Genomic DNA, 24842 nt, shown 5'->3' on the forward strand with positions numbered 1-24842 from the left:
CAATTTCTCATCAATAGATTGGCTACAAGGGTCACAAGATGGTAAAAGGAGAGGGAAAGTGATGCCTCCGTAGGTAAATTTGTGTTATATTTTTCGGTCTTATACGTATTCAAAAATACGATCTGACTATAGAGGGAAAATGGCTCTATGAGCGATCTAGCGAAAGAGATCACGCCCGTAAATATTGAAGATGAGCTTAGAGGTTCATACCTAGACTACGCGATGTCCGTCATCGTTGGTCGTGCCCTTCCAGATGTGCGTGATGGCCTAAAACCAGTACACCGCCGCGTTTTGTTCGCGATGAATGTATTAGGTAATGATTGGAACAAATCATATAAAAAGTCTGCTCGTGTAGTAGGCGATGTAATCGGTAAATATCACCCACACGGTGATAGTGCGGTATACGAGTCAATTGTTCGTATGGCTCAGCCGTTTTCACTACGCTATATGTTAGTCGATGGCCAAGGTAACTTTGGTTCGGTTGACGGCGATTCAGCTGCGGCAATGCGTTATACCGAAGTTCGTATGTCAAAAATAGCTGGTGAGCTATTAACGGATCTTGATAAAGAGACGGTTGACTTCGTTCCTAACTATGATGGAACCGAGCAAATACCAGCAGTTCTACCAACAAAAATACCAAACCTATTGGTTAACGGTGCTTCTGGTATCGCAGTAGGTATGGCTACCAACATCCCGCCGCATAACCTTGGCGAAGTTGTTGATGGCTGTTTAGCATTTATCAATAATGAAGACATCACTATTGATGAGCTAATGGACTACATCCCTGGTCCTGACTTCCCGACAGCAGCATTAATCAGTGGCCGTAAGGGCATTGTCGATGCATATAAGACTGGTCGTGGCAAAGTTTACATGCGCTCGCGCGCGAACATTGAAATGGAAAAGAACGGTAAAGAAACAATTATCGTTACTGAAATTCCATATCAAGTGAACAAAGCTCGTCTGATCGAGAAGATTGCAGAACTTGTAAAAGACAAGAAAGTTGAAGGCATCAGTGCTCTACGTGACGAATCTGATAAAGATGGTATGCGTATTGTTATTGAATGTAAGCGTGATGCTGTTGGTGAAGTTGTTCTAAACAACCTTTACTCACAAACTCAACTGCAAACGACTTTCGGCATCAACATGGTTGCTCTGAACAACGGCCAACCACAGCTATTCAACATTAAAGATATGTTGAAGTGTTTTGTTGATCACCGTCGTGAAGTTGTAACTCGTCGTACTATCTTCGAATTGAAGAAAGCACGCGACCGTGCACACATCCTTGAAGCATTGTCTCTAGCACTTGCAAACATTGATGAAATCATTGAACTGATCCGAAACGCACCAACACCGGCAGAAGCGAAAGCTGGCCTTGTTGCTCGTGGCTGGGAATTGGGCAATGTTGCAGCAATGCTTGAACGTGCAGGTACTGATGCGGCTCGTCCAGATTGGTTAGAAGATCAATACGGCATCCGCGATGGCCAATACTTCCTAACGGAAACTCAAGCACAAGCTATTCTAGAACTTCGTCTTCACCGCCTAACTGGCCTTGAGCACGAGAAGATTCTAGACGAGTACAAAGCACTTCTAGAAGAGATCGCTGAGCTAATGCATATTCTTGCAAGCACTGAGCGTTTGATGGAAGTGATCCGTGAAGAACTTGAAGCGGTACGTGATATCTATGGCGACGAGCGTCGTACAGAAATCACAGCAGCGGTTCATGACATCGACATGGAAGAGCTAATCGCTCAAGAAGACGTTGTAGTAACGCTTTCTAACGCAGGTTACGTTAAGTATCAAATCTTAAGCGACTACGAAGCTCAGCGTCGTGGTGGTAAAGGTAAGAGTGCAACTAAGATGAAAGATGAGGATTACATTGAGCGTCTGCTTGTTGCTAATACTCACGATAACATCTTATGTTTCTCTACTCGTGGTAAAACGTACCGCCTGAAAGTTTACCAACTGCCTCAAGCAAGCCGCACCGCTCGTGGTAAGCCTATCGTTAACATTCTTCCTCTAGAAGAAGGTGAGCGTATTACGGCTATCCTGCCTGTTTCTGAGTTCTCTAACGAGAAATTCATCTTCATGGCAACAGGCGACGGTACAGTTAAGAAGACATCACTGGATCAATTCGCAAACGTACGTGCTAACGGCCTAATCGCAGTTAACCTACGTGACGATGATTCACTGATTGGCGTTGATATTACTGATGGTAATAGCGACATCATGCTGTTCTCTAAATCGGGTAAAGTTGTTCGCTTTAACGAGGACAAAGTACGTCCAATGGGTCGTACCGCTTCTGGTGTTCGTGGTATGAAGCTTCCAGAAGACGATCAAGTGGTTTCACTGATTGTTCCTTCAAACGAAGGCGATATTCTAACTGTGACTCAAAACGGTTACGGTAAGCGTACTGAGCTAGCTGAATACCCAACGAAAGGCCGTGCAACGCAAGGTGTAGTATCTATCAAAGTCTCTGATCGTAATGGCCCAGTTGTTGGTGCTGTTCAGGTTGAAGAAGGCGATGAAATGATGATGATCACCGACGCAGGTACACTAGTACGTACTCGCGTAGCGGAAGTAAGCCAAGTTGGTCGTAACACTCAAGGTGTAACACTGATTCGTACTGCTGAAGACGAGAATGTTGTAGGTCTACAACGTATCGACGAAGTAGAAGAAGCTGAGATTGTTGAAGGCGAAGAAACTGAAGAAGCAAATGCTGACGCAGTAAACGCAGAAACAGTTAATGCAGAAGGAACGATTGTTTCTGAATCAAGTGAAGAGCAAGCATCAGATGCTTTTGACTCTGAAAGTGATAGCGAGCAAGACACTGAGTAATCTCGATTACGTTAAGTAATTAAGCTTACCAATGAAAAAACCGAGCCTAAGTGCTCGGTTTTTTATTGCCTGCTATGTGTGGATCTTGCTCTGACTTTATCGTTGAACTGTGATCGTCAAAATATCGATAGCTAAACCTTGATCAATATAGCGAGGAGATGAAAACGATAGAGTAGAGGGGAATAAAAAAGGAGTGTGAAATGGATATTTGGTTGTTGGTTGCGTTGGTACTAATGAGTCTGTTTTTGATCGCGGTCGTTATTGCCGCGAGCAACAATGGCAGCCATCTAAAAGGCAATGTGGTGATTTCTCTTACTGCAGTGGCTTTGAGCGTGCTGGTCTGGTCTCAACTGAAACAAGAGTTACCTCAACTTCCTTTGGATGATAGCAATAACTACACGGCGACAGATTTCGAAGATGAGCTTCAACAAAGCCTCAAACAAGACCCGAATCAATCCGACTTGTGGTTTAAGCTTGGTGGTGTGTACATGCAGAGAGGGGAGTTCGATGCGGCATTCACTTGCTACGACTATGCGATTCGCTTAGATCCTCAAGCACCTTCTGGCCTCTATGCTGCCAAAGCAACCGCACTTTATTATCTTAGCTCTCAAGCGATGAGTGATGATGTTAATGCGTTGTTGGAGCTCTCAATGCAGCTTGATCCCAATGATCGTACGGCATTGATGCTGATTGCGACCGATCACTTCATCAGCATGCGCTATCAACAAGCGATCGATGCGTGGACTCAAATCTTAGATTCCAATCAGAAGGGCATTGATCGTGTCTCTATTATCCATTCGATCAACCAAGCCAAACAGATGATCCGTTAAGCTTGGCTAATTGCTAAAGAGGCGGCCTTACTTAAGCTCTCATCTCTAAGACTATTGGTTTTCCTGCATTTCGATTAAGCCACCAGCATTGTGGATTTGAGTAAACCCTTGAGCACGCAAGAATTGATAAGCTTGCCCTGAACGATTGCCACTACGGCAATACAATACGATGGGTTGGTCTTTATCTATCTTAGCAAAGTGAGTAGCCACTTCAGAAAGAGGGTAGTTGATGGCGTTGTCTAGATGCCCTTGTTCGAACTCTGCAGGTGTTCTGACATCAACCACCAATGCGCCTTTCTCTATTAATTCCCACCCAGTCTCAGCACGCTCAGATGCGTAAACGCCTGAACTGAATAGTGCAAGACATAATGCCGAAAGCGAAAGTAAGCTTTTCATTGTTTATTCCTTGAATTGGCGAGCGGATCGGGGATGCGATATTGATGTGTATTCCCCAAAACCTAAAAAACCAGCCACACAACAATAGTGTGACTGGTTTTTACTTAATGGTCTAATTGAAGAAACTAGTATTCGTAGTTGGCTTCACGCTTTTCAGCTTGCTCTTCCCATTTAGGAACAACCGTGTCTAAGAAGTGTTGTTTCTCAGCGTTCATCTTATCCATGTCCATTCCAAGCGCTTTTTGAGCCGCTTCTTTTGTCGAGATATCTGGAATCTCGATTGGATCGGTGATGCCTTTCCTCGCCAGTAGACGAACAATCTTAGTACGAGCATCGGCTGCGCGGTCAACGGCAGTACCTAGCACTTCTAGAGCGATTTCAGGTGCGTGCATATGAATACCGTGAGACGCGATAGCGTAGTCCCAACGCCATTGAGCGTGACGGATATCCAGTAGGATAGGCTCCATCTCTTGCTCTGTTGCACCCGCTTCCCATGCCGCGCCTGCTTCAAAGTGAGCAGCTACGATTTGTTTCTCAGCAGTCAGCTTCATGTTCAGAACTTGCGCTTTGCGGCTTGAAACGATGTTACGCATGGTTTCTTTCGATTGAGTGTGACAGTTTGCACACGTATCTTCGAAGCGGTCGAATGGGTTACCCACTTTATGGTCGGTATAAACGGTGCCATCTTCTTTGGTCACTTTCGGCATATGACAGTCAGCACAAACGACTTTGTTCTTACCGTGGATGCCTTCGCGCCATGTTTCGAAACCTGGGTGCTGTGCTTTCAGCATGGGTGCTTTCGATACTTTATGCGTCCAATCTTTAAAGTTGATTGCATCATAGTAACGTTCCATGTCGCCAACGGTTGTACCTTGGTCCCAAGGGAATTTCACACCTTTGGTTGGCCCTGTGAAGTAGTATTCCACGTGGCACTGAGCACAAACAGAAGCTTGTTGGTCTAAGCGGCTTTGTTCATCAAACTTTTTACCAATCGTTTCAAATGCACGTTCAACGTAAGGACGAGTCACCTTAAGTGCTGGTTCACCATTTTTAAAGCCTTCGCTTTTGGTATCGTGACAGTCTGAACAGCCAATAGGGTTAATGATCTCGTTGCCAAGACGCGCCCACTTACCTTCGAAGTAACCATCTTCGCCACGTTCTTCAATAACACGTGCTACGTCTGGGCTCTTACAGCTCCAACATGCCATTGGCATTGGGCCTGAGCTTTCGTCTGTTGGGCCGCCAGTACGAAGCGTTTGTCGTACATCGTCAATCGCATAAAAGTGACCACGTGCCTTGTTGTAATCTTTTGCGAAGCCGTAGCCAGCCCACATGATAACCATGTTGGGATCTTCTTTTAGTGCGTCTTCAATAACTTCGCTTTCTGAAGTCTGTCTCCATGAATGATATTGATCTGGGTGGTTTTGCTCGAACTGGTCGTTACGAGGATCGCCAATTTCTTTTTGTTCAGACGCAGCAAAACTGGTCGCGCTTGCTAGTGATGCGCTAACCATTAATAGTGCTGTGACCGAATTACGTATCCAATGCTTTTTCACAGTGATATCTCCAATATACTGATTCTTATACCAAGCGTTGTGAGTTTGCTATTCAAATTAAGAACTGGAGAATTCCTGTTTATATTAATTCATAAACAAACACATTTTGTTACGTGTTGGATATAGCTTGTCTTAGATCAATTAATGGTAGTGACTTCAATCACGTTGAAGTTTATATACCCCTAAAGGGGTATTGGTGGGCAGTGTTATTAAAATTTAATTGAGAATTATTATCATATATAACAATCAATTACCTAAATTGACCATGGTATAAATAGGGTGATTGCGTTCACAGATTAACCCATCCAAATTTCGTATTACCTAATTAGAGGTATATTCTAACTGTAGAAAGCGTTGTGGCTTATCCAAAATAAGAATTGATATCATTTAAGCGGTAATAATATCGTTTAAGGGTACTTTTGTTTAACCGGAATATTATTTAGTTGAGAGTTAAATAATGCCGGTATAAGGAAAGGATAAAATGGGCAATATTAAATTGGCCATAGTCATAATGCTTAAATCCCTTCTAGCATTCTGCCTCTATGGTTATTCCATTCATGCTGTTGCTGAGCCTGCTGTTACGCCAGTAGGAGAATCAACAAGACATGAAGTCGAATTAATCCGCGACAAAGACTACAAGTGTGTTCAATGCCATAAAGATTCAAAAGAAACGGTATTGGGTTCACATGGTGAAAGTGCACACGCTTTGCTTGGCCGCGAAGTAAATTGTACCGACTGTCATAGTTCTATTAGCCCCGATCACCGTGAAGGTGCGCCTGAAGTGGTGAAGTATCGCGAGGCTCAATCACAACCGGGAACTGAAAAGGTTTTCCTAGACCCTAGCTTAATTTTAGATGCCAATAGCCAATGTATCGATTGTCACAAGCCTGATGATCTGCGTGAAGCGAGTTGGACTCACGATGTTCACGCGCAAAACTTAACGTGTTCAAACTGCCATGATGTTCATGCGACTGAAGCAAAGGTGTTGGGCTTAGATAAGAAGCAAACCATTAAGCTGTGTGTGGATTGCCATTCAGACTTCAACCAGAAGAAAGAAGAGGAGTAATCTATGAGCTGCTCAAGAAGAAACTTTTTAGCAGGCGCTGGTGCCGTTATTTTTACCACAGGTGTAGCGGGAACTGCGGCGGTAACAAGTCGCAAGACGCTAGCCAATGTTCAAGAAGATGGCGCTAAACGTTATGGAATGATTCATGACGAAACCGCTTGTATTGGTTGTACCGCCTGTACTGAAGCATGTCGTGAAGTAAACAAAGTACCTGAAGGTGTATCGCGCTTAGAAATTATTAAGAGTGAGCCCCAAGGCGAATATCCCAATGTTGATTACCGTTTTACTCGTAACTCTTGCCAACATTGTGATAACGCACCTTGTGTGATGGTTTGCCCAACAGGCGCGGCCTACAAAGATGAAAAAACCGGCATTGTCGACGTTCATCAAGAGAAGTGTGTCGGTTGTGGTTATTGTCTATTGGCTTGCCCATATCAAGTGCGCTTTTTCCATCCAGAGAACAAGTCCGCAGATAAATGTAACTTCTGTCGTGATACCAATCTAGCACAAGGGAAGTTGCCTGCTTGTGTCGAATCTTGCCCGACCAATGCGCTGGTCTTTGGCGATCTAAATGACCCTAAGAGTGAGATAAACCAGGTGCTTCAATCTGAGGTGGTTTACAGAGATAAAGCTTATCTAGGTACTCAACCAAAGCTCTATAAAGTGCCACACCAAAAAGGGGAGATTTGATTATGAGTGCATGGGACGCAGCTTTTCAGTCTGGTACGGTGGTATGGGACTGGATTATAGCAATCTATCTATTTCTCGCGGGGATGTCGGCCGGTGCCGTAATGATCTCCATTTACCTAAAACGTAAGGTCATTGAAGGCGACCCTGCTCATAATGGTGTGTTAAAGGCCACGGCTTTTCTTGCGCCATTTGGGATCATTTCAGGTCTGCTTATCTTGGTTTTCCACCTGACAAAACCGTTATCCTTTTGGAAGATCATGATCTTCTATAATCCAACGTCTGTGATGTCGATGGGGGTGATCTTATTCCAAGTATATATGGTGATCTTATTCCTTTGGATCGGCATTATATTTAGGGATCAAATAGTCGTGTTCTTGAATGATCAAGCATGGTTAAAAGGGCGACTTGATTTTGTCGGTAATTGGATTGGCAAATTAGAAGTGTTTGAGAATGCTCTGGAAATATTCTTAGCTGTTCTTGCTCTGATGCTTGCCGCTTATACCGGATTCTTGCTTTCAGCTTTAAATACCTTCCCACTATTGAATAACCCAGTGCTGCCGATTTTGTTCTTATTCTCGAGCTTATCTTCGGGAGCGGCGGCGTGTATTTTATTTGGTGTGCTGGTCTTTAAAGAATCACCTCATAGCCCGACTATTTCATGGATCCACGGATTCGAACGTCCAGTCGTGATGTTTGAATTGTTTGTTCTTATTACTTTCTTTACTGGGCTTATCTTCGCTGGTGGTCAAAGTGAACAAGCAGTATGGAACGCAATTGGCAGTGGCTTCTGGGCAAGTTGGTTCTGGTATGGTGTCATCGGTGTCGGTATGGTTTTACCGTTGCTGCTGAATGCCGTTACACCAACCTCAATCCGCCATAGCTCGGTGTATATTTTCTCCGTGACTTCGCTAAGCCTAATGGGCGTATTGATGCTACGAACTTTTGTTCTTTATGCAGGGCAGTTAACGATAGCTTAATTTTGCTCAAGTTTATTAGTGAGCAGATGTTAGATACTGAATATCTGCTTATTAATGAACATGCTTTAAATAAACATGAGATGCGTGTTCAGATTGGCTCTGCTCAAGCGGAGCCTTATTGAGGTGATATGGTCGGTTCTTTGGGGCTGTTTAGTTTAGTGTTGGTTGCTGTACTCAGTAGCATTATTGGTGTGCATTCGTTTTATCAAATGCTAAACAAACGGACGCAAAATATAGGTTTAATCCGCAGTTTCTCTCTTTCAAGTGCATTGCTTTCTCTCACTTCTGTCGCATTGCTTGGCTATGCTTTTGTCAGTGATGACTTCTCTATTCTCTATGTCGCTGAGCATTCAAATACTCAATTACCCTCATTTTTTAAGCTCGCAGCCGTATGGGCAGGCCATGAAGGTTCCTTGTTATTTTGGGTGCTGACGATCAGCGTCTGGTCTGGCGTGATCGCCTTACAAAAACACTATTCGAATGAATACCAAAGCCGAGTGCTGTGGGTGATGAACCTACTGCTCGCGATATTTGCTTGGTTCACGTTATTCGCATCAAATCCGTTTGAAATGAACTCGATCTTGCCGCTAGAAGGGCGTGACCTTAACCCAATGTTGCAAGATGTCGGTCTGATCTTTCACCCGCCATTACTTTACCTTGGCTATGTCGGCTTTTCTGTGGTGCTGGCATTTGCAGTTGCCGCTTTGCTGGTTGATCCAATTGAATTTGATTGGGTTGCTCATTGTCGCAGTTGGTGTCTAGTCGCTTGGATCTTTTTAACTGCAGGGATCATTCTTGGCTCTTGGTGGGCGTATTACGAATTAGGCTGGGGCGGCTGGTGGTTCTGGGATCCTGTTGAAAATGCAAGCTTGTTACCGTGGCTTACTTCAACGGCTTTACTGCACAGCTTAGGCGTTGCCAAGGGCAAACAACAGCTCTTGAAATGGTCTCTCAGCCTTGCTTTCATTACGTTTTGTTTGAGTATCTTAGGCACCTTTATTGTTCGTTCTGGCGTATTAACGTCGGTGCATGCTTTTGCCGTTGACCCAACCAAAGGTATCGCACTGCTACTTATATTAGTATTGGTACTGGTGAGCTCATTTTCTCTGCTTATCATTAGAGGAGAGTCTTTTGAATCTAACCCGATTACCAGCTTCGCGAGTAAGAGCTTTTTAAGCCTAGTCGCGGTGCTCATTTTTGTACTGGCGACCGCTGTTGTGGTGTTTGGTACGTTTTATCCAATGGTATTTGAACTGCTTGGGTTGGGGAACATATCGGTAGGTGCGCCTTACTTTAATCTGTTGATTGCACCTTTGGCTTTGCTTGCGTTGGCCGTCGTCGGCTTAGCCCCTTTGCTGAGTATTAAACCTCAAGCGACTAAAGGTGTTATTACGCTGATCGCTCTAGTATCTATTGGTCTAGGGTTCGCCTGTTACGCTTTGCAAGTCGAGCAGACCCAAGTGATGGTACTAATGACATGGTCACTCGCATTTTGGGTGTTACTCACTCATGTGTATGGCTTGGCGGTAACGCGCGGCGCTAAGTTCCAACGCAAAGTCTGGGTGATGACCTTTGCTCATGTCGGGGTTGCGGTGCTCGCCGTAGGCGCTGCAATGAATAGCTATCACTCGTTTGAGCGCAGCTATAAACTAAGCCCTAGCACACAAGTAGAGTTCATGGATTGGACGCTTTCTCATCGTGATACCGAGCTTTATGTCGCCTCAAATTTTACCGCAGAGAAGGCGATACTAAACTTAGATGCAGGCGATAAAAGCTTTACCATCGCGCCAGAAAGAAGACACTACCAAGTTCGAGTCATGAACATGAGTGAGCCTGCAATGAAGTGGTTCTGGCATGGCGATGTTTATATCACCATGGGCGAGAAAGTCGATTCCACCGCTTATGCATTTCGAGTGCAGTACAAGGCGTATGCACGCTGGATCTGGTTTGGTGGGTTGTTTTCCATTCTTGGCGCTTTACTCTCATTGACTCATCGTAAAAAGAAAACCGTTAAGGCGTCACAGTATGCATACCAGCGTTCGTAACAAGCTCATCACGTTAATTATCTTGGCATTAATGGTGGTGTTGGGCTTTGCCTTTGCGCTCAATAATAAACAGCAATCGACGATTGTGTCGGAGCAAAAAAGGGCATTTCCAGAATTCATATCTACTGCGTTAGCGAATAGTGAAGGCATCAGTAGTAAACAGGAAATTACGTTGGCTGATGTCACTCAACATCCTTACCAACTGGTCAATGTATGGGCTTCATGGTGCGGAATATGTAAAACCGAGCACGCTTTTTTACTCGAACTACAAAAGGAAGGTATTCCAATTGTTGGTCTCAATTATCGAGATAACCCCGGTGCTGCGCTTAATGTATTGTCCAACGACGGCAACCCGTACTCAACTGTGATCAGCGATCCTCAAGGGAAGTTGGCGTTAGAACTCGGTGTAATCGGTACTCCTGAGACGTATTTAGTCGATGCTGACGGCCAAATCATTAAGAAGTTACTGGGCGTGATTAATGAATCGGTTTGGCGCAAAGAACTTGCGATGTATTTTGATGGTGCGAATGGATGATGAAGCCTTTAATACAAGCACTCGTTATGCTGTCTACGCTTATGGTTATTAGTTTTCCGACTTTGGCAGAAGATCTGTTTACAGCCAGTAATAAGGACACGAGTATTCAAGTTGAACTGTTTGAGTTTGAAAACCCAGAACAGCAGCAGCGCGCTATTACATTGGCAAAAACCCTACGTTGCCCGCAATGTCAGAATCAAAACCTGATTGAGTCGAACTCTCCAATTGCAAAAGACTTACGCCTCGTTGTATTCAATATGGTGAAAGCAGGGAAGAGTAATAATGAAATTACTCAATATATGACGGAAAGGTTCGGTGAATTTGTGCTCTATAAACCAGCAATGAGTGTTTCAAACTTATTACTTTGGCTACTTCCGAGCGTATTATTCCTCTTATTTATACATCTATCAATAAAAAGTGTTAGAAAGAGCTCATAAAAATTATGTATTACTGTTTACCAATTGACCTGTATTTTGTAACATTAAAGGATTATAAAGGCTAAGCACTGTTATATAAGGATGTATCTGTGGATAACGTAATCTCAAATTTAAAGAAAGAGTTCCATACTCATGTCCGATCTGACAAATGGGCAGAAAAATACAGTGCAAAGTCGAGCATTTCTACGCTTACTCAAGAAGAGTTAACCGAATTAGAGAACGCTTGGGTTCAGCTTGTCATCTGGAAGCAAACTCAAGTAAGTTGATCGTTCTGTAAAAAATCGTAGTCTTAGCCGCAACTGATTAATTTATAACCCCATGTTGGTCATTCCAATGTGGGGTTTTTTGTTACCTGAAAAATTATTGTTATAATATAACAATTAGTGCATGGTCGACCTTGAAAAAAATTGTTAACAGCCTCATAGTGTCTATCATTAGATAGTTAGCTACAAAATATTGCCTAGACATATAATGTAGTGTTGTTAAATACATCGAATTTTCAAGTGAGTATAGCTATGGCGGAAGTGCGTGCCAGAATAGATTTCAAAGTAGGGGTAACAAGCAGTATTGATGCTGAACTTCTGTCTTTTCATGGATTGAAAACAGATAAAGAGCATGTTGCTGTGATATTTAAATCAGCAGACAAGACACAAGACATACCTCTTGTTCGTATGCACTCTGAGTGCCTGACTGGTGATGTTTTCCATTCCTCTCGCTGTGACTGTGGCGAGCAGCTAGACGAAACCATTAGAATTATGGGTGAGACGGGTGGAGTGATTCTTTACTTACGCCAAGAAGGTCGTGGTATTGGTTTATACAATAAAATCGATGCATACCGCCTGCAAAGTGAAGGTATGAACACTTATGAAGCCAATAACCATCTAGGTTTCGGTGATGATTTGCGTGATTTTACTGAAGCGGCAGAAATGCTTCGTGCTTTAGGAACCACAAAAATTCGCCTAGTCACTAACAACCCCAAGAAAATTAATGAGCTGAAATCTTTTGGTATTGAGATTGAAGAAGTGGTGAACACCTCTGCTCATGTTAAGTCGGGTAATGAAAGCTACCTGAAGGCAAAAGTCTCACACGGTAAGCATAATCTGGATATCTGATTAGCCTCTTTGTTGCGCTTAACATAAAAATGTTTAAAGACCTCACATATGTGAGGTTTTTTTGTATTTATCTTGCAATAAAATTGTAAGTTTGTATTATTCCAATCCGTAGTGCAAATGATAATGGTTTGCACTATTACTACGAATAATAATTTAAAGCTCAACAAGGACGCTTCATGACTATTAAATCTTTAGTGACAAAAGCCGTAACTTCGTCACTCCTTTTTGCCTCTGCTTCTTCTTTCGCAGCAGTAACTCAAGATCAAGTTGTAGAACATTACGCAGATATTGCTCATGCCGTGTTTGCAGATTCAGTAATTACAGCAAAAGCGTTGAACTCTTCTATTGATACCTTCTTAGCTTCTCCTTCTGCTGGCAACTTCGAACAAGTAAAACAAGCTTGGCTTGAGTCTCGCGTACCTTACCAACAGTCTGAAGTATTCCGCTTTGGTAACGTTGTTGTTGATGATTGGGAAGGCCAATTAAACGCATGGCCACTAGATGAAGGCCTTATCGATTACGTTTCTTCTGATTACCAATATGAGCTTGGTAACGAAGGCGCAAGCGCAAACATCGTTGCGAACAAAACGTTCCAAATTGGTCAGACAACGGTAGACGCAACCAACATTACTCCAGAACTAATTGCAGATCTCAACGAGATCGGTGGCTCTGAAGCAAACGTAGCATCTGGTTACCATGCGATTGAATTCCTACTTTGGGGCCAAGATTTAAACGGCACAAACAGCGGTGCAGGTGAGCGTGCTTACACTGATTTCGTTGTTGGTGCTGAGTGCACTAACGGCAACTGTGACCGTCGTGGCGCATACCTAAAAGCATCAGCTGAACTACTTATCCAAGATCTAGAGTGGATGGAAAAACAGTGGGCTGAAGGCGAGAAAGGCAACTACCGCCAAGAGCTTCTTTCTGAATCTAGCGATAACGGCCTACGTAAAATGCTGTTCGGCATGGGTTCACTGTCTCTAGGTGAATTGGCGGGTGAGCGTATGAAAGTGGCTTTAGAAGCTAACTCTACTGAAGATGAGCACGACTGTTTCTCTGATAACACGCACAACTCTCACTACTACAACGAGCAAGGTATCTACAACGTATACACTGGCTTGTACAAGCGTGAAGATGGTTCTCTACTTTCAGGCCCTAGCCTGTTTGACCTAGTTGAGCAAAAAGACGAGCAAGCTGCGAAAGAGATTCAAAAGCAGTTTGACTTAGCACGTGCACAAGTTGGTCAGCTTGTTGTTTCTGCAGAGAAAAACAACCAGCACTTCGATCAGCTAATTGCTGCTGACAACGCTGCAGGTAATGCACTAGTAAACAAAACAATTGTTGCGCTAGTGTCTCAAACAGCTGCAATCGAGCGTGCTGCAGGTGTTATTGGCATTGATAGCCTAAACCCAGACACGGCTGATCACGAGTTCTAAGAACCCGAGTCCAAAACTATTGTAAGGGCTCTCATTGAGCCCTTAATTGTTTGCTACTCAAGAAAGTTACTCCCAAATAAAAACTAAAATCAAAAACACAGCAAGGCAATGTATGAAGTCGTATCTCTCAGCCTCACTATTAACCGCACTGTTTTTCTTATCTCCATTACACGCCCATGAAACCTACTCAGGTGGTAAAACAACGGTGAAGAAAGAGGGCGCTAATGCTTTTTCTCTTCCTGCTGCCAACCTGCCAATGAGTAAACGCTTGGATTTCAGCGTAGGTAACAGCTTCTTTAGAAACCCTTGGGTTCCTGCACCATCATCAACCGATGCGCGTGATGGATTGGGTCCATTGTTCAACACCAACGGTTGTCAAAACTGTCACATCAAAGATGGTCGTGGTCACGCGCCAGAAAAGGGCGATGAGAACGCAGTATCCATGTTGGTTCGTTTAAGCATTCCGGCTGAAACGCCAGAGCAGAGACAAGCCTTTATTCGCGATGGTGGTATTCCAGAACCGACTTACGGCGGCCAGTTACAAGATTTCGCGCTTCAAGGTGTTAAACCAGAGGGTAAAGTGAACATCAGCTACACCGATGTTCCTGTTGAATTCAAAGACGGCACAGCCGTGATTCTGCGTAAACCAACCCTAAAGATTACTGATCTCGCTTTTGGCGAGATGCACCCTAAAACAGAGTTTTCTGCGCGCGTTGCGCCTCCAATGATTGGGCTTGGCCTACTCGAGAGCATTCCGCAAGAAACAATTCTCGGATTTGCTGAGCAGCAATTGGCCGATAAGCAAGGTGTTTCTGGTAAAGCTAACTATGTTCTCGATGTTCAAACCAACGAAATGGCTCTAGGCCGTTTTGGTTGGAAAGCTGGACAGCCAAACCTAATGCAGCAAAATGCGGCGGCGTTTAACGGTGATTTGGGCTTAACGAGTCGTCTATTTCCAAATGAAAACTGCACATCAGCACAATCAACGTGTGATGATTTTCCAAATGGTGGAGAACCAGAAGTCAGCGACAACATCTTAGATTTTGTTGAGTTCTATTCGCAGCATTTAGCCGTGCCTATTCGTCGTAACGTCGACAACCCTGCTGTCGTGCAAGGTAAAAAGCTGTTTAAAGATGCTGGTTGTAAAAGTTGTCACCAAGCTGAATTCCGCACGGCAGAGCGTGAAGGTTTGCCTGCGTTGTCTAAGCAGTTAATTAGCCCATATACCGATATGTTGCTGCACGATATGGGTGAAGGCTTAGCGGATAACCGTCCTGAGTATCTTGCGAATGGCCAAGAATGGCGCACAACACCTTTATGGGGATTAGGCTATACCAAAGAAGTGAATGGTCACACGTTCTTACTTCATGATGGTCGTGCGAGAAATGTTATGGAAGCTGTGCTTTGGCATGGCGGTGAAGCAGAAATGGCGAAACAAAACGTTTTAGCTCTTAGTAGCAGCGAGCGTGAAGCGCTATTGGCGTTCTTAAACTCGTTATAGGCTGAGTTGAATTCAGTTTAGTTAACGGCTAGCGACTTAAGAAAGCCGCTATCAAACCACTTAGCACCGCTGCACTTGTAGGAATACGAGGTCAGCGGTCGTTTCATATTTATTGAACTCATATAATTAAAAGAAAAACTAGGAAGTAAGGTAACAGCATGACTCATAAATTTTTGTTAATGCCTTTGTCGGTATTAATCATGGCAGGCTGCCAATCATCGGGTGAGCAAGCTGCTTCATCTGAGGTTAACGGTGTGTCTTATCAAGCAGACACGACCGATCACATCAGTCGTAGTGTCTATCAACAAGAGTTTGATTCTGCAGTCCTATTCGCCAAGCAAGCCAATGAGCTAGAAGTCTTGATGCAGGGTTACTGCCAAACCAATGATGTTGAGTTAGATGCCTTGAAAAATCAGTGGCAGCTCACCATGAACAGCTGGATGGCACTACAAGGCCAAGAAAGAGGCCCGACAGCAGCGCTTGAAGAGAGCTGGAATGTTCAATTCTGGCCAGACAAAAAGAACACGACGGGTCTAAAGATGCGTCAATTAACTCAGCAGAACAAAACTTGGACTCAAGACGAAATCGCGCAGCAGAGTGTGACAGTGCAAGGGCTAGGTGCGTTGGAATGGTCGCTTTATGACGAGCAATCGCCACTGCTTCAAGACAAAGCGCTAGGTTGCCAGTCATCACAAGCGATTACTGAAAACTTAGCGATTAAGTCATCTTCGATTGCGCAGGCATGGCAGGTTAACCCTTGGTTAGCGCTAGACGATACTCGCTGGGAGTCTGAATACATCGCTTTATTGACCAACCAACTTGATTACAGCATGAAAAAGCTGAGTCGCCCGATGGCGAAAATTGGTCATCCGCGTCCTTACTTCTCAGAATCATGGCGTGCACAAACCTCGATGACTCAACTAAAAGCCAATGTAGCAGCACTGCAGAATTTGTACCTTGCCGATGGCAATGGCCTAGACGGCTTGTTGAGAGAGAAGGGCTTAAACGACCTTGCTGACCGTGTTGCTGACCAGTTCACATTGACGCTAGATACTTGGCCTACAGACTCAAGCTTGTTCGAGTTACTGCAGAGCAAAGAGGGCTACCGAGATGTGCTGACTCAATACAATAAACTAGAACGTTTGAAGTACCTGATTCATGAAGAAGTGGCGATAGAGCTTGGTGTCGTAATAGGATTTAATGCTACCGATGGTGACTGATACTACACGAAGAAGGTTACTCAAGGCTGCACTGGGTTGTGCAGCTGTTCCTGTACTTCCATTTGGCTGTGCTAGTCGCTCTGGTGCTGTGAGCTCATCTCGTGAGCCTCAATTAATCGGTTGTGCGCTGAATGGGCGAGGTCAATATTCAGCGGTTGTGGCTGACGAATATGGAATGCCATTGAGTCAACTGCCGATCCCAGATCGTGGTCATGGCGTCGCGATTTGCCCAACCTCATCACATGCGGTGGTTTTTGCTCGTCGTCCTGGTGACTATTTTATGGTGTTTGACTATAAAAACGGTCAGCAGATCAAAATGGTCGTGAAAGGTAACAACCGTCACTTCTATGGTCATGGCGCTTACTCATTAGATGGCAAGTTACTGTATGCCACTGAAGGGAAAACGGACAGCAGCCAAGGGGTGATTGGCGTTTACGATGTCGAACAAGGCTATCGTAAGGTCGAACAGTTCAGCGGGTTTGGTATTGGGCCTCATGAAGTGATCATCATGCCGGATGGTAATCTCGCGATCGGCGTTGGTGGCGTTCATACTGATGGTAGAACACCGAAAAACCTCGATTCGATGCAGCCGAGCTTGAGTTATGTTTCTCCTGAAGGTGTGTTACTTGATCAGGTTGAATTGTTGGATAAGAAGCTGAGCATTCGACACTTAGCCCATGATGGTGCTGAAACCGTGCTTTGTGGCCAGCAATATCGTGGTGAACCAGATGAGTATCCTTCGCTATTAGCTATGCATACTAAAGGTGGGCAGTTTGAATCACTGAACGCAGAGCCAGAGCAATGGGCAAGGTTCAATCACTATATCGCCAGTATTGCGGCGTCAGACAATTGGATTATTGCGACTTCGCCAAGAGGCAACTGCTACGGAATTTGGTCTAAAGAAACCAAAGAGTTAGTAGAACTGTCTGCATTATCTGATGCTTCTGGCGCTGTGCTGCTTGATGGTGAGTTTCGACTAAGCTCTGGGGCGGGAAGTGTGGTAAGCCAGAGCAAGCCTTATGAGAAATCAACTCAGCAATCATCGGTCCAGTGGGATAACCATTGGAGTTCAATCTGATTTATAAAGCCTCTTAAAAATAACATGCTTACTTCTATTTCTTTGCCATACTTATGAGATGGTTGGTGATGGAGTTAAGCATGTTCGCAAAATACTTCTGTGGATTATTAGTTCTAGTTTCTGTGCACGCATGGAGCTATACGAGTTCTGACGAGAGCCGATTTATTCCGGCTGATTCAGAGCTCTCTTTTATGTTGATTTATCCAGAGCTTACCCAGAGTATTTATCAAGACTCCTCTCTGCCTATTCTATGGGACTCCCCTGAACTTGTTAAAGCGTTTGAATTCCAATTGTCGCTTCTCGAACAAGCGCAAATGGCACCGCTCTTCGAACGACAACTCAAGCAAATCCGTCAGTATCAATCCCGCGGTCAATGGCAAGAGTTGGACGTTCTTTTAACCGATACCTTTATCTATTACTTAAGTTACGTTGAAAATGCGCCACTAATGGGAAAGGAATGGTATTTTTCCGGAAAGCTACATTCCAAATTACCGGCGCCTTCTCCTCATATTCTGATGAGATTAAAAAGCAGTGTTTCCGATGATTATTTATTGGAGATGGTGCTGTCCTACGCTCCGCCTGTAGGGGATTTTGACCAATTCAAAACAACCTATTCGGTGTTAGAAACCGCCTCTGAACTCAATATTGAACGATATAGACAGAAAGGTTTGAAGCGCTTGGGTGACGAGCTTTCAGACAAAACGGTTCTTGTTGAGCGCATTGCTTTGGTTGGTGTTGATACCTCGATGATCGCAGTCGATTTTCCCGAGTTCGATCGAGATCTGCAAACGGCGATTAAATCATTTCAGCGTATGCACGGCCTTACAGATGATGGGATCGTCGGGCCAGATACGATCAAATGGATCAACATGAGCTTTGATGATCGATTGACTTCATTGGCTTTGAATGCCGAACGTGTTCGTTTGTGGCCAAGAGACAGAGACTCTCTCATCGTCGTCAATGTCCCTAGTTTTGATATGAAGTATTGGGAAGATGGCGAAGAGGTCTTTGAGTCCAAAGTCGTGGTGGGCAGAAAGTCGCGAAAAACACCACTTTTAGAGATAAATCTCGATTCGGTCATCCTAAACCCGACTTGGAATGTGCCATGGAAAATCATGGTCAAAGACATCTTGCCTAAGGTGAAAGCGGACGAAAGCTATCTAGATACACACAACTTCCAAGTGATTGATGGTTGGCGCACTATGGAGACGGTCGACACCACTGAGATCGATTGGCAGACCATCAATTTCAATTCTTTCCCATATCGAATGCGTCAGCAGGCAGGCTCGCGTAATGCATTAGGTTTGTACAAGTTCAACACACCTAACAAGCGAGCGATCTATCTGCACGATACGCCAAGTAAAGGTCTGTTTAATGACGACTTCCGTGCTTATAGCTCCGGCTGTATACGTGTTGAACATGCAGAGGAATTGGCTGAGTTGTTGTTTGCTACCAAGGTAAGGAAAGTACCGAACCAAAGTGATGACCTTGCTCCTAATACTAAGGTTCGCCTTAAGAAGCGAATCCCCGTACATATCATTTATCAAACCGTATTGTTTGAAGAAGAGGGCATTCAGTATCGTGGTGACATCTATCAATATGATAAAGAGGGTGGTTAATTATCAGTGAAGTCAATAAGGGTGATCTTGACCAAAAAATGACAACCAAGCTTCTATTGATAAAATTATAATGTGGATCAATAACTAACCGTGCAAAGGTTACAAATACTAACCTTTTGGGCGGTTTTTGTACGTTGACGCAGCAATTTCCATTATGTATCGTGCATTTTTCGTTCGATCTAATTGGTTTTTTTGCTGTATGTCTCAAAGTTTATTTTCACGCCGTCAGTTTCTGACTTACGCTGGTGGTACCGCTGTTGTCGCCTCAATTACTCCTTCTATCGCTTTTGCTTCATACCCTGATCAACCAAGAACGATTAGTATGAACAATCTTCACACCGGTGAACGATTAGAGACTTGTTATTTCGATGGCACTAACTATGTTGGTGATGAAATGGCTCGTTTAAGCAAATTGTGCCGTGATTTCCGCCGCAACGAAATTCATCCGATGGACAAGAACCTGTTTGACCAGATCACACAGATTCAAAATGTTCTGGGTATTCAAAAAGAAGTTCAAATCATCTCTGGTTACCGTTCTCCAGCGACCAATGAAGCATTGCGCTCTAAGTCGAGTGGCGTAGCTAAGAAGAGCTACCACATGTTGGGTAAAGCGATTGATTTCCGTATTGATGGCGTCAACCTAAAAGAATTAAGAGACGTAGCCAAAAGCCTGAACGCGGGTGGTGTGGGTTATTATGCACGTAGCAACTTTATCCATATCGATACTGGCCCAGTTCGCAGCTGGTAGCGCTAAGCTTAAATTGAGAGCGAAACGGTAGGGACTTGTCAAAGTAGACATCCAATGTCATAGTTTGCCCAAATTTCAGTTTGCCCTTTAAGGTTTGTATATGTCTCTCAAGTATCAAGTTGTCCCTGTTACCTCTTTCTCTCAAAACTGCTCAATCGTGTGGTGTGATGAGACAATGGAAGGCATCGTTGTCGATCCGGGCGGTGACGTTCAACAGCTGGCTGCGATCATTGAAGAGCTAGGTATTAAAGTGGTGAACTTGGTCCTGACGCACGGTCACTTAGACCATGTGGGTGGCACTGTACCGCTTGCTGAGATCTTGAACGTGAACATTGTTGGCCCGCATAAAGCCGATAACTTTTGGCTTCAAGGTCTAGAGAATCAAAGCCAGATGTTTGGTTTCCCATTGTGTAAAGCTTTTGAACCAAACACATGGTTGGAAGAGGGCGACAAAGTTAATTTTGGTAACCAAGTGATTGATGTGATTCATACTCCGGGTCATACGCCAGGTCACGTTGTACTGTTCAGCGAGCAAGCGCGCATGGCGTTTGTTGGTGATGTTTTATTTAACGGTGCTATTGGTCGTACGGATTTCCCTCAAGGTGATTTCAACACGCTGATTGCTTCAATCAAGACTAAGCTTTGGCCACTAGGAAGCGACGTAACATTCGTTCCGGGTCATGGCCCTGAATCGACATTTGGCCGTGAGCGCGCATCAAACCCATTCGTAGCGGATGAAATGCCTCTGTACTAGGTCTATGATTTAATAGAAGAACGATTGAAAATGAAGCTTAGCTTTTCCTATGAAAGCTAAGCTTTTTTATTGCGTACGAGTTTATTTTTAAACCTGTTTAATTTTAATCAGAAAGACGCTCGGCAGCCGCCAAGTAGCGTCGTGCCAGTCCAATAAACTCTTCTCCACTCATATTCAAATCTTGAGTTGATATGAAAATATCGTAACCGTGGAAACCCCTCTGATATTTCATCCTGTTCGCAAGCATCGCCTGCAATCCTGAATAGTCTTTAATCACTGCGTTTTGCGCATTCGATTTATGGGATTTCGATTCATGGGATGAACCTGGGCTAGTCTGTGTTTGGCTATCGTTGAAGATAACCTCGTCAGTATTTTGTGACTCTTTATATCTGTTTAGTTCCACACAACCGCTCTCAGTGCAGCGCGCATGGTAATGCGATGAGTCGAGAACCATATCTTCAAAGTTTGACTCTTTACCCGCTTGCTTGGCGCCCAGATATAAAAGTGCTCGCTGGCTCAGCAATAATTCGCAAGTGATTTTAGGGCAAATTGAATCGAGGTAGGGCGAGTAATCTTTAACCTTGATACCAACCCAAGGAAGAGGTTGATGCCACCCATCTTGTTCGTAAGTACATAGGCCAATCTTTTCAATATTGCTCCACTTTAAAACCCACCCACCTTTATAAAAATGCTGCTGAAAATGAGTCGGTGTGAGAGTGAACATCACTCTGCTGCGCAACATTAAATAATAGCCAGTTCCGAGTAGGGCAATAATGCAAAATGCACCCACGATCAGTAACTTTGGATTGTCACTGTACAGAGCAACGATCAAGCAAAGGAAGCCTAAAACAACGGCCAGAATACGGTACGAACGTGTGAACGAAGGCAAAGAGAAATTTGTAAGGTGACGAGTGTCCATAGGCAACACCAAGTTTTCATATTTTTGTCTGGATGGATAACCAGTGTATATGACCCTGAATTGATAAGTCGATGATTAAATAATAGACGCTAGTAGACAATATCGGTATTTTTCGTCGACTTTCGGCGCTTCACTCTACAAATAGCTCCTGTTTTTTGGTATAAATCGCGCTTCAAATTTTCACCACTGCGAAAAGAGCAGTGAACTGGAGAAATATTCAATGAGACTTGCTCATAAGCGTAAGGTGCAGGCTAAACTGCAGAAACGCACTAAAGCGGCTGTAGTTAAAGCAGTGGCAACGCCGAAAAAAGCGAAGCCTGTCGCAGAGAAAGTTGTAGCAGAAAAAACTGTAGCAGCAAAACCAGCGGTAGAGAAAGCAGTAGCAGCAACTAAAGAAGTTGCAGTAGCACTGACTCCTAAGCAACAACAAGTTCTAGACATCGTTGTTAGCAATGCTGAAGGCATTAACCCTAAAGGTATCGGCCTAGCAGCTGGTCAAGAAGACGCGAAAGCAGCTTCATGGGCAACAGGCGCATTGAAAAAACTTCTTGAAGAAAACCTAGTAGCGAAAGAGCAACTTGCAGGTAACAAGGTTATCTACAAAGCTATCTAATCCTGTGGGATTACATTCGCTTCGTTAAGTTTTTAAGCCTCGATTTTCGAGGCTTTTTTGTATCTGGCGGATCATGTTAAACCCAAACCCAAATCCCCCAAACCCATACTCATATTCAAATCTAGCATTCGAACCTAGTCTCAGAAGCCTTATTTCCAATCGGCTGACCCCTTCCGTTATTCCTCTGTCTTTCGCGTGTCCCTTGTTTCGAATCAGTAAGCACCAAAGTAGGGCGTCGGATTCTGTGAAACCTTGATCCTCATGGATTGAATGCATTCAGGTGCGTATTTGATCTGTGGTGTGAATAGAGCCTCATCACGAAATGGCAATCAATTGTTAACGATATTTAATTATTAATACTTAGGTACTTATCAATAAGCATTCCCCTGATGAATAGAGTAAGTCCTTTAAAACCGACATAACTCAATTATTTCCTACGTAGTTCTACGTAATCCTTTGGTCTAATACGCAGTTTTTGTGGGTCTGTCGTGCGTGCTCTCCCTGATATCTAGTTGCCTCATCAAGGTGCACTCTTATGTTGAACCATAAAAAATACTCACAGAAAGAGTGTTAATCCAACAAAAGGACGTGAACATGAGTCTCATTTCTAACTCCCTCACACGAGTTTTTAAAAACGTTGCGGTTACTGCAGCGGCTTGTTTAGCTTTGGTCGCAACTGGCGCCACTGCTGCTGATAAGGTTTATCGCTTGAAGCTCGCTGAAACATGGGGACCAAACTTCCCTGTTTTCGGTGATGCAACCAAAAACATGGCTGCGATGGCTGAGAAGATGTCGAATGGTCGACTTCAAATCAGAATCGATTCAGCAAACAAACACAAAGCACCGCTTGGCGTTTTTGACATGGTTAAGTCTGGTCAATACGACATGGGTCACTCAGGCTCTTACTACTGGAAAGGTAAAGTTCCAAACACTCTTTACTTCACTTCTATGCCTTTCGGTATGACGCCAGCAGAACAATACGCGTGGTTCTATCACGGTGGCGGTATGGAGTTGATGGAGCAGGTTTACTCTCCACACAACCTAATGTCGTTCCCAGGTGGTAACACGGATATCCAGATGGGTGGTTGGTTTCAAAAAGAGATCAACAGCGTTGAAGATCTACAAGGTCTGAAAATGCGAATCCCAGGCTTTGCCGGTGAGATCCTTGCGGAACTAGGTGCTAAGCCGACTAACATTGCCCCTGGTGAGCTTTACACGTCTTTAGAGCGTCGCACAATCGATGCGCTAGAGTGGGTGGGTCCATCACTTGATTTGCGTATGGGTTTCCACAAAATCGCGCCGTACTACTACACAGGTTGGCATGAGCCGGGTTCAGAGCTTCAATTCCTAGTGAACAAACGTACATGGAACAAGCTTCCTGAAGACCTACAAGAAATCTTGCGTGTTGCAATGCGTACAGCGGCTTACGACATGTACACACAAGCAACGCACGAAAGTGGCAAGAACTGGGTTTCAATGAAAACAGAATACCCAGACGTACAAGTTAAAGATTTCCCACCAGAAGTCATGTCGGCACTGAAAGAAGCGAACGATCGCCTACTTGCGGCACATGCTGAGAAAGATGCACTGGCAAAAGAGATCCAAGCTTCACAAGCAAGCTACCTAGAGCAAGTGCGCTCATGGACGGATATTTCACACAGAGCTTATTTAAATAGCCAAGCGAAATAATCGACAGTTGTTGAACTGAAGCTAAATGAACCCAAAGCTGTTCTTGTTAGGTAACTAAGAGTGACTAAGCGGCGGGTTCATTTTAACCATAATAATTAAGCAGGATAAATCCTGTAACAAGATCCCAAGAACCCTTTCTACGTCGTGCATCTTGTTAGCGCTACTTGTTTTAGTTGCCCTAACTCTAATACGCGATGTCTTTTCAAATTCCATGGAGTCGGGAATGCGAAGTCTAATTTATATTGAACGCCTATTTAATCGTATCGGTGATGCACTGGGATGGCTTTCCAGTATGTTGTTTATTTTACTTATCGCGAACGTCGTGTATGACGTTGTCATGAGATATGCCTTCAATGATGTCTCAATCGCCTTCCAAGAGATGGAATGGCATCTTTTCTCAGCTGTTTTCCTATTAGGTGTTCCTTATGCCATCAAGGCTGGTGGCCACGTGCGAGTGGATGTTTTTTACGAACAACTCAGCTTCAAGGCGCAAGCGATTATTGATCTAATCGGCACCGTTGTCTTCCTGCTTCCTTTTTGTTTGCTGGTGGCTTGGTTTGGTATCGATGTTGCCAAAGAGAGTTATAACCTGGGTGAAACGTCGGGCGATCCCGGTGGCTTGCCGTATCGTTGGATCATTAAAGCGATGATCCCACTGTCGTTTTTCCTGATGGCAGTCAGTGGCGTTGGCTTGATTCTGCATTCTCTGAATAAGATTTTTAATCCGCACCTTATCCATGCAAATAACACGCATGCAAACAATACTCACACAAAGAATAAGTAGAG

Annotated in this window: 23 protein-coding genes; 20 read left to right on the forward strand and 3 right to left on the reverse strand. The window is 44.1% G+C overall.

Annotated features, from left to right (window positions below; all coding sequences use genetic code 11):
• Positions 1-147: 147 nt before the first annotated feature.
• Both gyrA and L3V35_RS15075 read left to right on the forward strand, forming a co-directional pair.
• Positions 148-2835, forward strand: a complete 2688-nt coding sequence (gyrA, locus tag L3V35_RS15070; protein ID WP_237300178.1) for a DNA gyrase subunit A — start codon at positions 148-150, stop codon at positions 2833-2835.
• A 200-nt stretch (positions 2836-3035) separates the two neighbouring features.
• On the forward strand, positions 3036-3665 hold the full coding sequence (locus L3V35_RS15075) for a tetratricopeptide repeat protein (protein ID WP_171313118.1): 630 nt from the start codon (positions 3036-3038) through the stop codon (positions 3663-3665).
• Between the two features lie 51 nt (positions 3666-3716).
• Here L3V35_RS15075 and L3V35_RS15080 read toward each other — a convergent pair whose 3' ends face one another.
• Together L3V35_RS15080 and nrfA are read right to left on the reverse strand one after the other, a co-directional pair.
• Entirely contained in the window at positions 3717-4061 is a 345-nt protein-coding gene (locus L3V35_RS15080; protein WP_065204832.1) for a rhodanese-like domain-containing protein, read from the reverse strand.
• A 125-nt stretch (positions 4062-4186) separates the two neighbouring features.
• Positions 4187-5617, reverse strand: coding sequence for an ammonia-forming nitrite reductase cytochrome c552 subunit (nrfA, locus tag L3V35_RS15085; RefSeq protein ID WP_237300179.1), 1431 nt, complete (start codon positions 5615-5617; stop codon positions 4187-4189).
• Positions 5618-6098: 481 nt separating this feature from the next.
• Between nrfA and nrfB the strand changes: the two genes are divergently transcribed.
• The 15 genes from nrfB to L3V35_RS15160 all read left to right on the forward strand — a co-directional run bounded on the left by nrfB (position 6099) and on the right by L3V35_RS15160 (position 20835).
• Complete coding sequence (gene nrfB / locus L3V35_RS15090) at positions 6099-6683, forward strand: cytochrome c nitrite reductase pentaheme subunit (RefSeq protein WP_004733372.1); 585 nt, start codon at positions 6099-6101, stop codon at positions 6681-6683.
• Positions 6684-6686: 3 nt separating this feature from the next.
• On the forward strand, positions 6687-7373 hold the full coding sequence (nrfC, locus tag L3V35_RS15095; RefSeq protein ID WP_114633721.1) for a cytochrome c nitrite reductase Fe-S protein: 687 nt from the start codon (positions 6687-6689) through the stop codon (positions 7371-7373).
• A 2-nt stretch (positions 7374-7375) separates the two neighbouring features.
• Positions 7376-8350, forward strand: a complete 975-nt coding sequence (gene nrfD, locus L3V35_RS15100; protein ID WP_029222016.1) for a cytochrome c nitrite reductase subunit NrfD — start codon at positions 7376-7378, stop codon at positions 8348-8350.
• A 128-nt stretch (positions 8351-8478) separates the two neighbouring features.
• The gene (locus L3V35_RS15105; RefSeq protein ID WP_114633720.1) at positions 8479-10395 is read left to right on the forward strand and encodes a heme lyase CcmF/NrfE family subunit; all 1917 of its coding nucleotides are present in this window, start codon (positions 8479-8481) and stop codon (positions 10393-10395) included.
• On the forward strand, positions 10376-10930 hold the full coding sequence (locus tag L3V35_RS15110) for a DsbE family thiol:disulfide interchange protein (protein ID WP_114633719.1): 555 nt from the start codon (positions 10376-10378) through the stop codon (positions 10928-10930). The genes L3V35_RS15105 and L3V35_RS15110 overlap by 20 nt, the downstream gene beginning before the upstream one ends.
• Positions 10927-11367, forward strand: coding sequence for a heme lyase NrfEFG subunit NrfF (nrfF, locus tag L3V35_RS15115; RefSeq protein ID WP_237300180.1), 441 nt, complete (start codon positions 10927-10929; stop codon positions 11365-11367). Before L3V35_RS15110 ends, nrfF begins: the two co-directional genes overlap by 4 nt.
• 89 nt (positions 11368-11456) lie before the next feature.
• The gene (locus L3V35_RS15120) at positions 11457-11633 is read left to right on the forward strand and encodes a hypothetical protein (RefSeq protein ID WP_017063565.1); all 177 of its coding nucleotides are present in this window, start codon (positions 11457-11459) and stop codon (positions 11631-11633) included.
• A 249-nt stretch (positions 11634-11882) separates the two neighbouring features.
• Positions 11883-12479 (forward strand): GTP cyclohydrolase II, encoded by a 597-nt coding sequence (ribA, locus tag L3V35_RS15125; RefSeq protein WP_004733379.1) that lies wholly within the window; start codon positions 11883-11885, stop codon positions 12477-12479.
• A 176-nt stretch (positions 12480-12655) separates the two neighbouring features.
• A complete protein-coding gene (locus L3V35_RS15130; protein ID WP_065204828.1) occupies positions 12656-13915 on the forward strand; it encodes an imelysin family protein in 1260 nt (419 codons plus the stop codon).
• A gap of 112 nt (positions 13916-14027) precedes the next feature.
• Positions 14028-15416, forward strand: coding sequence for a di-heme oxidoredictase family protein (locus L3V35_RS15135; protein ID WP_237300181.1), 1389 nt, complete (start codon positions 14028-14030; stop codon positions 15414-15416).
• Between the two features lie 158 nt (positions 15417-15574).
• Positions 15575-16636 carry an imelysin family protein gene (locus tag L3V35_RS15140; protein ID WP_237300182.1) on the forward strand — a complete coding sequence of 354 codons (1062 nt, stop codon included), beginning with the start codon at positions 15575-15577 and terminating at the stop codon, positions 16634-16636.
• A complete protein-coding gene (locus L3V35_RS15145) occupies positions 16626-17714 on the forward strand; it encodes a DUF1513 domain-containing protein (RefSeq protein WP_237300183.1) in 1089 nt (362 codons plus the stop codon). The genes L3V35_RS15140 and L3V35_RS15145 overlap by 11 nt, the downstream gene beginning before the upstream one ends.
• Before the next feature lie 80 nt (positions 17715-17794).
• Positions 17795-19333, forward strand: a complete 1539-nt coding sequence (locus L3V35_RS15150; RefSeq protein ID WP_237300184.1) for a L,D-transpeptidase family protein — start codon at positions 17795-17797, stop codon at positions 19331-19333.
• Between the two features lie 199 nt (positions 19334-19532).
• Positions 19533-20081: a YcbK family protein gene (locus tag L3V35_RS15155; RefSeq protein ID WP_004733385.1), complete on the forward strand. Its 549-nt coding sequence runs from the start codon at positions 19533-19535 to the stop codon at positions 20079-20081.
• 100 nt (positions 20082-20181) lie between these two features.
• Entirely contained in the window at positions 20182-20835 is a 654-nt protein-coding gene (locus L3V35_RS15160) for an MBL fold metallo-hydrolase (RefSeq protein ID WP_237300185.1), read from the forward strand.
• Between the two features lie 103 nt (positions 20836-20938).
• Here the strand turns inward: L3V35_RS15160 and L3V35_RS15165 are convergent, their stop codons facing one another.
• A complete protein-coding gene (locus L3V35_RS15165; protein WP_237300186.1) occupies positions 20939-21754 on the reverse strand; it encodes a DUF2982 domain-containing protein in 816 nt (271 codons plus the stop codon).
• A gap of 220 nt (positions 21755-21974) precedes the next feature.
• On the opposite strand from L3V35_RS15165, the gene L3V35_RS15170 reads away from it, so the two are divergent.
• From L3V35_RS15170 to L3V35_RS15180, 3 genes are all read left to right on the forward strand, one after another.
• The gene (locus L3V35_RS15170; protein WP_004733388.1) at positions 21975-22367 is read left to right on the forward strand and encodes a hypothetical protein; all 393 of its coding nucleotides are present in this window, start codon (positions 21975-21977) and stop codon (positions 22365-22367) included.
• Between the two features lie 594 nt (positions 22368-22961).
• Complete coding sequence (locus L3V35_RS15175) at positions 22962-24056, forward strand: TRAP transporter substrate-binding protein (protein WP_029223544.1); 1095 nt, start codon at positions 22962-22964, stop codon at positions 24054-24056.
• Between the two features lie 211 nt (positions 24057-24267).
• Positions 24268-24840 (forward strand): TRAP transporter small permease subunit, encoded by a 573-nt coding sequence (locus L3V35_RS15180; RefSeq protein ID WP_171309127.1) that lies wholly within the window; start codon positions 24268-24270, stop codon positions 24838-24840.
• The last annotated feature ends 2 nt before the right edge of the window (positions 24841-24842 follow it).

This window comes from Vibrio sp. L5-1 (assembly GCF_021728315.1).
GTDB lineage: Bacteria > Pseudomonadota > Gammaproteobacteria > Enterobacterales > Vibrionaceae > Vibrio > Vibrio splendidus_K.